The following is a 10,927-nucleotide window of genomic DNA, read 5'->3' on the forward strand; positions in this document are numbered from 1 at the left end:
CCGCGCACGGCCTGATCATGGTGTTCTTCATGGTCATGCCCGCGATCATCGGCGGTTTCGGCAACTGGTTCGTCCCGATCATGATCGGCGCGCCTGATATGGCCTTCCCGCGCATGAACAATATCAGCTTCTGGCTGACCGCAGTTGCCTTCATCATGTTGCTAGGATCGACTTTTGTGCCCGGTGGCACCGGCCTTGGTGCCGGTACTGGCTGGACGGTCTATGCACCGCTCTCCACTTCGGGATCGGTTGGCCCTGCCGTCGACATGGCGATTTTCTCGCTCCACCTTGCAGGCGCGGCGTCCATCTTGGGTGCTGTCAACTTCATCACCACCATCTTCAACATGCGCGCACCGGGGATGACCATCCACAAAATGCCGCTGTTCGTATGGTCGGTGCTGGTAACCGCGTTCCTGCTGCTGCTTGCGCTTCCGGTGCTTGCCGCTGCGATCACCATGCTGCTGGTTGACCGCAACTTTGGCGGCGCATTCTTTGATGCCGCTGCCGGCGGTGACCCGATCCTGTACCAGCACCTTTTCTGGTTCTTCGGTCACCCCGAAGTGTACATCATGATCCTGCCGGGCTTTGGCATTGTCAGCCAGATCGTCGCAACCTTCAGCCGTAAGCCGGTCTTCGGCTATCTCGGCATGGCCTATGCGATGGTCGCGATCGGCGTGGTCGGTTTCGTCGTCTGGGCGCACCACATGTACACGATCGGCATGAGCGTCGAAATGAAGATGTACTTCACCGCGGCAACGATGGTGATCGCGGTTCCGACCGGCATCAAGATCTTCAGCTGGATCGCCACCATGTGGGGCGGCTCGCTGAGCTTCAAGACGCCGATGGTTTGGGCGCTTGGTTTCATCTTCATGTTCACCGTCGGTGGCGTGACTGGTGTTGTTCTCGCCAATGGCGGTGTCGACGATAACCTGCACGATACTTATTATGTTGTTGCGCACTTCCACTATGTGCTCTCGCTGGGTGCTGTCTTCGCGCTGTTTGCCGGTTTTTACTACTGGTTCGGCAAGATGTCCGGCCGGATGCTCAACGAGTTCCTCGGCCACCTGCACTTCTGGGTATTCTTCATCGGCGTGAACCTGCTGTTCTTCCCGATGCACTTCCTGGGCCAGCAGGGCATGCCGCGTCGCTATCCGGATTATCCCGATGCCTTCGCGCACTGGAACCAGATTGCCTCGCTCGGCTATGCCATCATGGGCGTTGGCGTGATCATCTTCTTCATCAATGTCTTCTGGTCGCTCGTGGCTGGCCGCAAGGCGGAGGGCAATTATTGGGGTGAAGGGGCGACCACGCTCGAATGGACATTGTCGAGCCCGCCGCCCTTCCACCAGTTCGAAACGCTTCCGGTCATCAAGTAAGACCGGGAACAAAGCCCCGCCCTCCGGCTAGTCCGCAGGGCGGGTTTTTGGAACACAGACATGACGATCGCGACAAACAACATCAGTCTTCCCGCAGATTGGCGGGATTTCTGGGCGCTGACCAAGCCCCGGGTGATGTCGCTTGTCGTCTTTACGGCGCTGTGCGGATTGCTGGCAGCACCGGGTGACATCCACCCTGTGATCGCCTTTACGGCAATCCTCTGCATTGCCACGGGTGCTGGGGCTTCTGGTGCTTTGAACCAATGGTATGAGGCAGAACTCGACGCCAAGATGAAACGCACGGCGGGTCGGCCTTTGCCGGATGGCAGGATGGAGCGTGAATCCGCGCTGCAATTCGGCATCGGCCTTGCAGCCTTTTCGGTCGGCATCATGGGCGTTGCGGTAAACTGGCTGTCGGCCGGGATCTTGGCCTTCTCGATCTTCTTCTACGCCGTCGTCTACACAATGTGGCTAAAGCCCAACACGCCGCAGAACATTGTTATCGGTGGCGCGGCAGGCGCATTCCCCCCAGTGATCGGCTGGGCCGCAGTGACTGGCGATGTGACTTTGCTCCCAGTGCTGATGTTCGCGCTGATCTTTTTCTGGACGCCGCCGCATTTCTGGGCGCTCGCGCTGTTCATGAAGTCGGACTATGGCGCAGCGGGTATTCCAATGCTGCCCAATGTCGCGGGCCAGCGGGTGACCCGCAATCAGATCTTCGGCTACAGCTTTGTGCTGGCAGCGGTTGCCGTCGCGCCCTGGGCGCTGGGAATGACGGGCACGCTCTATGGCACCACCGCGATTGTTCTTAACCTGCTGTTTCTCGGGCTCGCTTTTGCGGTCTGGCGCAGCGAAACAACCGAGGCTGTAGCGATGAAGGCTGAAAAGCGCCTCTTCGCTTTCTCGATCCTCTACCTCTTCATCGCCTTCGCCGCGCTCGCGCTTGATCGGATGGTGTTGGCATGAGTGAGCAGCAATTCGATATGGGCCCGCAAAAGGTCGGCGATCTCAGTCTTGAAGAAAGCCGCGCTGTGCGTGCGCGTCAGGCTGGGCGTTCGCGCGTCATGGCAATCGTTTTATTCGCCCTGTGCGCCCTGTTCTTTGCGATTACCATCGTCAAGGTAGGGGTGTGGGGATGACAGCGATGGCGCAGCCTCAGAAATCCAATTTGAAAACCGGCCTGCTGGCTGGTGGCCTTGCCGTGGCTATGGTCGGGATGGGTTTCGCCGCCGTGCCGCTATACCGCATTTTTTGTCAGGTAACGGGTTTCGGTGGAACGACCATGCGGGTCAGCGAAGCTCAGGCAGCGACGATCCCGGTGAGCAACAAGACCATAGTTGTGCGCTTCGATGCCAACCAGCGCGGGTTGCCATGGGAGTTCAAACCCGAACGACCGACTGATACCGTCAGCATCGGCGCGCGCGACATGTCGGTGTTCATCGCCGAAAATCTTTCGGACCAGCCGATCAAGGGCATGGCGACCTTCAATGTCAGCCCGGCACAGGCTGGGAAATATTTCAACAAGGTGCAATGCTTCTGCTTCACCGAGCAGACGCTGCAGCCGAAACAGCGCGTGCGCATGCCCGTGCTCTATTATGTCGATCCGAAGATCATGACTGATCCGGATACCAAGGATATTGAAGAAATTACGCTCAGCTATACCTTCTACCCCGTGGACGACGCGGGTAAGGGAAGCTAAGGGCAAAACTGAAACAGGTTAGGGAATAGGGAAGCAAGCCATGGCCGGTGCCAAGAACCACGATTATCATATTCTTCCGCCGAGCATCACGCCGCTGGTCGGCTCGTTTGCGGCACTTACCATGTTTTTCGGCATGGTGATGATGTTCCAGCCGAAGGTGCTGGGCAGCTATGGCAGCCTCGTGTTCGGCGCGGGTCTGATTGGCGTTCTCTACACTTTCTGGACCTGGTGGGCTGACGTGATCCGCGAGGCACATGCAGGCGATCATACGCCGGTTGTGCAGTTGCACCTGCGCTATGGCATGATCCTGTTCATCGCTTCCGAAGTGATGTTCTTCGTGGGCTGGTTCTGGGCCTGGTTCGACTATTCGCTTTTCCCCGTGCCGCTGCAGGTCGAAATCGACCATGCAACGCATGCTTTCACGGTAACCAACCTTATCGGCCAGGAAGGCGCAGCAGCGCTCGAGCAATGGCCGCCCAAGGGCATGCAGGTGTTCGATGCATTCAGCCTGCCTTTGCTCAACACGCTGATCCTGCTTTGCTCGGGCACCACCGTCACTTGGGCGCATCATTCCTTGATCAATGGCGACCGCAAGGGGCTGATCAACGGCCTGTGGCTGACCATCATCCTGGGCGTCGTGTTCTCGTGCATCCAGGCCTATGAATATTCAATCGCGCCGTTCCCCTTCGCTGGGCTGAACTATGGCTCGGCCTTCTTCATGGCGACGGGTTTCCACGGCTTCCACGTCATTGTCGGTACAATCTTCCTGATCGTTTGCCTTGCCCGTGCCTATAAGGGCCACTTCACGCCGAAGCAGCATTTCGGTTTCGAAGCGGCCGCCTGGTACTGGCATTTCGTCGACGTTGTCTGGCTGTTCCTCTTCGTTGTCGTCTATGTCTGGGGCGGCTGGGGCGCTCCGGTCCATTGATGGCCATCGTCCGGTAGCGACGATGTCGGAAACACCAAATACAAAAGGGCAGCCCGGCTTGGTCGAGGCTGCCCTTTTGGGTCTCTGCCCCGAATGCGGGGCCAAGACGCTGTTCGTCGGCCCCGCCAAATTCGCGGAGCAGTGTGGCAATTGCGGCCTGGATTATGCCGCCTTCAATGTCGGCGATGGCCCGGCAGCTTTCCTGACGATGGGATTGGGTGCGATCATCATCATCCTTGCCGTGATGCTTGAACTGGCGGCGCATCCGCCATTCTGGGTGCATGCGCTGATCTGGGTTCCCCTCACCTGCGCGCTGGTTGTGCTGTCGTTGCGCGTGTCAAAAGGCGCATTGCTGATCGCCGAACATCGCAATCGCGCGATTGAAGGCAAGTTGGCGGAAAAGAGTGAAGGCGAATGAAGTTGCGACTGCCCCTGTTGCCAACAATCATCGTTGGTTTGGCTGTGGCAACGATGATCGCGCTCGGTGTGTGGCAATTGCAGCGCAAGGCGGAGAAAGAGGCGCTGATTGCGCTTTACGCCGCCAATGCCGGGAAACCGCCCATTTCGTTTCCCGATATGGCACCGGTTCGCGACGCGGAGATGTTTCGCAAATCGACGCTGAACTGCCTGCAGGTGGTCGGTTGGCAAACCGTTTCCGGTCGCGACGCCAAAGGGCAGTCCGGCTTCCAATATATTGCCGACTGCAAGACCGGACCAGAAGGGCCGGGAGCGCTTGTCGCTTATGGCATCGCTGACCGTCCGGATATCAAGCCCGAATGGCAGGGCGGCGTTGTCAGTGGCACGATTGTGACCGAGCCGAGCCGCCACGGTGCTCTAGAGCGCCTGATAGGCAAAATACCGGTGCCGCGCCCGATGATTGTTGCCGAGGGCGCACCTAAGGCTATGCGGGCAGTTGCACAGCCAGATCCGAAAAATGTGACCAACAACCACCTGTCCTATGCGGTGCAATGGTTCTTCTTTGCCGCCGCCGCGCTGGTCATCTACCTGCTGGCCCTCCGCCGTCGGCAATCGGGTCGTTGAGCGTTCCGACAGATCCGCTGTTCTGGTTCGTGGCCGGACTTGCGATATTGCTGGTGGGGTTGGCCAAAGGCGGCTTTGCCGGCCTGGGCGCTGCGTCGATGCCACTCATCGCGCTGGTAATGGATCCGGTGCAGGGCGCCGCAATGCTGCTGCCCATATTGATGGTGCAGGATGTCGTCAGCGTCTGGTCATTCCGCAAGGAATATGACCGCGCCTTGCTCTGGCAGATGCTGCCAGGTGCCGCCATTGGCATATTCCTTGGCTGGCTGTTCGCCAATTCGGTTTCGACCGACGCCGTCAAAGGGCTAGTTGGCCTTATCGCACTTGCCTTCGGGCTCTATCGCTTGATCGAGAACCGGCTGGGCACAGCTGGATGGGCGATCACCATGCCGGGCTGGGTTGGCACATTCTGGGGCGGGGTTGCCGGTTTTACCAGCCATGTTGCCCATGCCGGGGGACCACCGTTCCAGATCTGGGCGCTGTCCCGCAACCTGCCACACACTATCTTCATCGGATCGTCCGCGATATTCTTTGCGGCCGTCAATTATATGAAGGTACCCGCCTATCTCGCGCTCGGGCAGTTCACGGCGGAGACCTTATGGCTGACGGCTTTGTTCATGCCGTTGGCTATCATCAGCACGATTGCCGGCGTCATATTGGTTCGCCGGATATCGCCCGCACGTTTTCATCTCGCGATCAATCTGTTGATGGTCGCGGTCGGTGCGGAGCTGATCCGCGAAGCGTTGCTCTAAAGGAAGTCCCGGCCCTATTTGGGCGCCAGGACCATCAGCATCTGCCGGCCTTCGAGGCGGGGGTAGGCTTCGACCTTGGCGGTCTCTGCCATATCCTCTGCCACACGCTGCAACAGCGCCATGCCCAGCTGCTGGTGCGACATTTCACGCCCGCGGAAGCGCAGCGTCACCTTCACCTTGTCGCCTTCGCCTATGAACTCGACGATCTTTTTCATCTTCGTCATATAGTCATGGTCATCGATGTTCGGACGCATCTTGATCTCCTTGATCTCCTGCGTCTTCTGGCTCTTGCGGGCGAGGTTGGCCTTTTTCTGGGCCTCATATTTGAATTTGCCGACGTCGAGGAACTTGCAGACCGGCGGATCGGCATTGGGTGATACTTCGACAAGGTCGAGGCCTACTTCGGCGGCCTGTGCAATTGCTTCGCGGGTGTACATCACCCCCAGATTTTCGCCTTCTTCATCGATGACGCGAACCTTGTCGCTCTGGATGAATTCATTATAGCGCGGTCCACTTTTGACCGGAGGCGTGTTCATACGCCGTGAGACTGGGGCAGCGATAGCAATTACTCCTGATATTGATACCGGCTGGCCCTTACAGACAAATGCGTTACAAATAAAGGGCTGGCCGCATCACCTGTTGCTTTTGTGCACAGGCGTTGCAGCGATGCAACGAGTGAGTCTGTAAGGAGGTCAGGCTGGTACCGGCGGTTCCGCATGATCGGACATCGATGCCAGCGCCTCATCCGGTACGGAGAGCATCATTTTATAGCGATCTTCGGGATAGGCCATGTGCGGCTTGGCCGGATCATAATCGGGTTGCTTCACGGCACCGCCGTCGCCGTCATAACCATCGGGGTTTGCAAAAGCTTTGGCTTCCTCCGCAGTGATGCCAACCTTGGCCAGCACCGACGGGTCGATCCAACGATCGGCTGTCACCGGCATTCCGGGGCAAGCAACCTCCAGCGTCAATTGTTCCGGTCCGGCAAAATAGATTGATTTGCACATGCCATGGTTGAGCGGCCCGATCACATTAACGCCCTTGGTCCGGATCCGGTCGCGCATAGCAACCAGTTGGGCTTCGTCCTTCACATAAAATGCGAGGTGCTGCATCGTGCCGGGTGCGCTGTTACCGGCGCCAGTGCCTGCGTGGGTCAGGCCGAGAGTAATCGGGGTCGCTGCGGTTTCGGGCAGCTGGACCAGCGAGAAATAACAGCCGCCGTTAAGCTTCAGGAAAGCGTGAATCCCGCCCGGGACGCCATGCATGTCGAAAATCGCCACCAGCGGTTTGCCCAGCACATCGGAGAAGAATTCAATCTGCTTCTTCATGTCGCCGGTCATGATCGCGATGTGGTGAATGCCTGTTGGCTGGACCATAAGACTTGCCTTTCCTCTCTCTTCCGCGCCAATGTGCCCAAGAGAGGAGAGTTTGCAAATGGAAATCGTGCGCACCCCCTATGCGGTGGTCTACAAGGAAGAGTCTGCCTTCAAGGATGTCTATGGTGGCGCAGGCGGTACGGTTTTCGTTGAATGCATGGCAATCACGCCAAAAGACACGCCCTCAAACCGCGCGATTGTCTTCACCCATCCGATAGGTGGTGGTTCGTTCCTGCCACTGGTGACGGCGCTCGCGCATGGCGGGCATCATGTTCTCTATGTGAACCCGCGTTATCGCGGGAACGATACAGCCCTCATCATGGAAAAATGCATCAGCGATCTGGCCGCTGCATTGCGGCATGCGCGCGATAGACTGGGCTATGAACAATTCATACTGGGAGGCTGGTCAGGCGGCGGATCGATGTCGCTTTTCTATCAGGACCAGGCCGAGAACCCGACGATCACGCACACCCCTGCGGGGGATGCCTATGACCTGACGGCGATCGAGATGCCCAAGGTCGACGGCATCATGCTGCTCGCTGCCCACATCAGTCGGGCGATGACGTTGACCGAATGGATCGACCCTTCGATCCTTGACGAAAACAAACCATTTGAGCGCGATCCCGAACTGAATATCTACGATCCAGCCAACCCCAATAAGGCACCTTATGACGAGGCCTATGTCACCCGTTTCCGCACAGCGCAGATTGCCCGCAATCGGCGGATAACGGCTTGGGTGAAGGAAGAGCTGGCAGCGATCCGTGCCAGCGATACCCCCAATGCCGAGCGCGCCTTTGTCGTTCATGGTACGATGGCCGACGTCCGCTGGACCGACCCCACACAGGATCCTTCCGATCGGCGACCTTATGAATGCTATCTCGGCGTGCCCAAGGTGGCGAATGACGGGCCGGTCGGTTTGGCGCGCTTCTCGACCATGCGCAGCTGGCTGTCGCAATGGAGCTATGACGATACCAACGCCAGCGGTCTGGGCAATGCCGCGCGTATCAGCTGCCCGGTGCTGGTGATCAACAACACCGCAGATCTTGCCTGCACCCCCAGCCATGCCCAGCGTCTGTTCGAAGCAGTGGGCCATGCGGACAAGGAATATGCCGATGTCGCGGGGGCTGACCATTATTATGTCGAGCGGCCAGAGTTGCTACCGAAGGCGGTCGAAATTTGCAGCGACTGGATTTCGCGCAAATTCGGCTAGTTCAGCAGCCGCCCCATGGCAGCCATCCCGGCGACCCCAAGGATGATTCCGACCAGCGTCCGCCAGACGGGTTCGCTGACCTTGCCGAATGCCATTTCGCCCAGCCGGGTACCGATATAGAGCGCAGGATAGAACAGCACAGACAGCCAGAGCAGGTGCAGGTTTGCGACGCCGAGCGCGAAGGATGCTATGCTGCCTGCAATGGCGGTCGCGAAAAACACCATCAGCATTGATGCGCGCGCGACATCGGGGGGTAATTTGCGACGCAGGTAAAAGGGCACCACTGGCGGCCCCGGCATCGAGGCAAAGCCTGTCAACACGCCAGCGGCTATGCCGGTCGCCAGCGTTTCCTTGCGTCCCGGTATCGCGCCTTCCTTGGCGGGTACGAACATTAGCCCGAAAGCTGCGAGCGCGAGTAGGGCAATGGCAAGGCGCGCGACATCGGGAGCGGTCACTGATAGCAACCAAACGCCAAAGGGCGTGGCCAAGATCGCGGCAATCGAGATGGGGATGGCAGTTGCCCGCTCACCATCAGCCAAAATCCGCCTTAGCCCTATGGGCCCTGCGAGCAGTTGCAGCAGGATCGAAATCACCACCGCCTCGGCAGGCTCGACGATCAGACCGAGCAGCGGAACGAGAATGATGGCCAAGCCGAAACCGGTCAATCCTCGCATGATCGACGCGCCAAAGACGAGCGCCAGCGCTATTGCTAGCGTTGATAGGCTGAGCCCCCCGAGCAGCCAGTCGATTGTCAAGCCGTGCGTAGATCCGGCGGGGTTGCTTCAGCGACCAGCATCGCGATTGCCTCGTCCACGGTCATGATCCGCTGGCCTTCGCTGCCCAAGGTGCGGATCGCGACCTTGCCCTCTTCAGCCTCGCGATTGCCGACCACCAGCAGGTGCGGGACCTTGGCAAGGCTATGTTCGCGGACCTTATAGTTGATCTTTTCGTTACGCAGGTCGGTTTCGACGCGGATGCCCGCGGCTTCAAGCTTTGCGGTCACCTGTTTGGCATAGTCATCGGCATCGGACACGATGGTCGCGACGACTGCTTGCACAGGTGCGAGCCATACCGGGAAGCGGCCAGCATGGTGTTCGATCAATATACCGATGAAGCGTTCAAACGTGCCCAAAATCGCGCGGTGGAGCATTACGGGGCGGTGCTTGGCGCCATCCTCGCCGACATAGGCCGCATCCAATCTCTCGGGCAGCACACGGTCGGACTGGATCGTGCCAACCTGCCAGGTGCGACCGATCGCGTCGGTCAGGTGGAATTCCAGCTTAGGCGCATAAAAAGCACCTTCGCCGGGCAGCTCTTCCCAACCATATTCTTCGGTGGCGCGGCCAGAGGAGCGCACGGCTTCGCGCAACTCTTCCTCGGCCTTGTCCCACATCTCGTCCGACCCGAACCTCTTTTCAGGGCGCAGCGCCAGCTTGATTGCATATTTGTCAAAGCCAAGGTCGTGATACACGCTGTCGAGCAGGTCGCAGAAATCGCGCACCTCCTGCACCAATTGATCCTCACGGCAGAAGATATGGGCGTCATCCTGCGTAAACTGGCGCACACGCATGATGCCGTGAAGCGCACCATGCGGCTCGTTGCGGTGACAGCAGCCGAATTCGGCCATGCGCAGCGGCAGATCACGATAGCTGGTGATACCCTGTTTGAAGATCAGGACGTGCGCCGGGCAGTTCATCGGCTTCAGCGCCATCCAGTCAGCCTCGCCCGAAATTACCGGGCCTTCATCCTCGGTATTGGGCACCTCGTCAGGGATGACGAACATATTCTCGCGATATTTGCCCCAATGGCCGGATTGCTCCCATTGGCGCGCGTCCATCACCTGCGGGGTCTTCACCTCTACATAACCGGAGGCATCCAGGCGACGGCGCATATAAGCCTCGAGCGTGCGCCAGATGCGGAAACCCTTGGGATGCCAGAAGACACTTCCATGCGCTTCGGATTGCAGGTGGAACAGGTCCATTTCCTGCCCCAGCTTGCGGTGGTCGCGTTTGGCGGCTTCCTCGAGGCGCAGGAGGTGCGCGTCGAGCTGTTTTTTGTTCAGCCAGCCGGTGCCGTAGATGCGCGTCAGCTGCGCATTATTCTGGTCACCGCGCCAATAGGCCCCGGCAACGCGCATCAGCTTGAAGGCTTGCGGATCGAGCTTGCCGGTCGAGGCCAAATGCGGGCCGCGGCACATGTCCATCCAGTCGTCGCCCGACCAATAGACGCTCAGTTCCTCACCCTCGGGAAGCTCGGCAGCCCATTCGGCCTTGAAGCTTTCGCCTGCATCTTTCCACGTTTTGATGAGCGCGTCGCGCGCAACGACTTCGCGGCGCAGCGGCTTGTCGGCGCGGATGATGTCGCGCATCGCTTCCTCGATCGCGGGCAGGTCATCCTCGGTGAAGGGGCCACGACTGGCGGGGGCCATCACGTCATAATAGAAACCATCATCGGTCGCGGGGCCAAATGTGATCTGTGTGCCGGGATGCAGTTTCTGCACCGCCTCGGCGAGCACATGCGCGAAATCGTGGCGGGCGAGTTCGAG

At 59.0% G+C, this 10,927-nt stretch carries 13 protein-coding genes; 9 read left to right on the forward strand and 4 right to left on the reverse strand.

The genetic code is table 11. The features are described 5' to 3' along the window. The 8 genes from PKC81_RS13320 to PKC81_RS13355 form a co-directional block, all read left to right on the forward strand. Positions 1-1,376: cytochrome c oxidase subunit 1 (locus PKC81_RS13320; protein WP_324336881.1), on the forward strand; the 1,376-nt coding region annotated here is incomplete at its 5' end. Between the two features lie 60 nt (positions 1,377-1,436). Continuing rightward, complete coding sequence (locus PKC81_RS13325; protein WP_324336883.1) at positions 1,437-2,342, forward strand: heme o synthase; 906 nt, start codon at positions 1,437-1,439, stop codon at positions 2,340-2,342. Then, positions 2,339-2,515, forward strand: coding sequence for a hypothetical protein (locus PKC81_RS13330; RefSeq protein ID WP_324336887.1), 177 nt, complete (start codon positions 2,339-2,341; stop codon positions 2,513-2,515). Before PKC81_RS13325 ends, PKC81_RS13330 begins: the two co-directional genes overlap by 4 nt. Next, positions 2,512-3,075, forward strand: a complete 564-nt coding sequence (locus PKC81_RS13335) for a cytochrome c oxidase assembly protein (RefSeq protein WP_324336890.1) — start codon at positions 2,512-2,514, stop codon at positions 3,073-3,075. The genes PKC81_RS13330 and PKC81_RS13335 overlap by 4 nt, the downstream gene beginning before the upstream one ends. 40 nt (positions 3,076-3,115) lie before the next feature. Then, on the forward strand, positions 3,116-4,003 hold the full coding sequence (locus PKC81_RS13340; protein WP_324336891.1) for a cytochrome c oxidase subunit 3: 888 nt from the start codon (positions 3,116-3,118) through the stop codon (positions 4,001-4,003). Positions 4,004-4,025: 22 nt separating this feature from the next. Beyond that, on the forward strand, positions 4,026-4,421 hold the full coding sequence (locus PKC81_RS13345) for a DUF983 domain-containing protein (RefSeq protein WP_324336894.1): 396 nt from the start codon (positions 4,026-4,028) through the stop codon (positions 4,419-4,421). Next, the gene (locus tag PKC81_RS13350; protein WP_324336895.1) at positions 4,418-5,044 is read left to right on the forward strand and encodes an SURF1 family protein; all 627 of its coding nucleotides are present in this window, start codon (positions 4,418-4,420) and stop codon (positions 5,042-5,044) included. Before PKC81_RS13345 ends, PKC81_RS13350 begins: the two co-directional genes overlap by 4 nt. Beyond that, positions 5,041-5,796: a sulfite exporter TauE/SafE family protein gene (locus PKC81_RS13355; RefSeq protein WP_324336897.1), complete on the forward strand. Its 756-nt coding sequence runs from the start codon at positions 5,041-5,043 to the stop codon at positions 5,794-5,796. The genes PKC81_RS13350 and PKC81_RS13355 overlap by 4 nt, the downstream gene beginning before the upstream one ends. A 14-nt stretch (positions 5,797-5,810) precedes the next feature. Here PKC81_RS13355 and infC read toward each other — a convergent pair whose 3' ends face one another. After that, on the reverse strand, positions 5,811-6,332 hold the full coding sequence (gene infC / locus PKC81_RS13360) for a translation initiation factor IF-3 (protein WP_324336899.1): 522 nt from the start codon (positions 6,330-6,332) through the stop codon (positions 5,811-5,813). Between the two features lie 156 nt (positions 6,333-6,488). Continuing rightward, entirely contained in the window at positions 6,489-7,172 is a 684-nt protein-coding gene (locus PKC81_RS13365) for a VOC family protein (protein WP_324336901.1), read from the reverse strand. Positions 7,173-7,230: 58 nt separating this feature from the next. Between PKC81_RS13365 and PKC81_RS13370 the strand changes: the two genes are divergently transcribed. Beyond that, positions 7,231-8,382 (forward strand): alpha/beta hydrolase, encoded by a 1,152-nt coding sequence (locus tag PKC81_RS13370; protein ID WP_324336903.1) that lies wholly within the window; start codon positions 7,231-7,233, stop codon positions 8,380-8,382. On the opposite strand, the gene PKC81_RS13375 is transcribed toward PKC81_RS13370, so the two are convergent. Together PKC81_RS13375 and thrS are read right to left on the reverse strand one after the other, a co-directional pair. Continuing rightward, positions 8,379-9,137: a sulfite exporter TauE/SafE family protein gene (locus PKC81_RS13375; protein ID WP_324336905.1), complete on the reverse strand. Its 759-nt coding sequence runs from the start codon at positions 9,135-9,137 to the stop codon at positions 8,379-8,381. The two genes, PKC81_RS13370 and PKC81_RS13375, sit on opposite strands and share 4 nt — an antisense overlap. After that, a partial coding sequence (gene thrS, locus PKC81_RS13380) for a threonine--tRNA ligase (RefSeq protein WP_324336907.1) occupies positions 9,134-10,927 on the reverse strand: 1,794 nt, incomplete at its 5' end. The genes thrS and PKC81_RS13375, both read right to left, overlap by 4 nt.

The sequence above is a fragment of the Sphingorhabdus sp. genome, from assembly GCF_035329025.1.
Taxonomy (GTDB): domain Bacteria; phylum Pseudomonadota; class Alphaproteobacteria; order Sphingomonadales; family Sphingomonadaceae; genus Sphingorhabdus_B.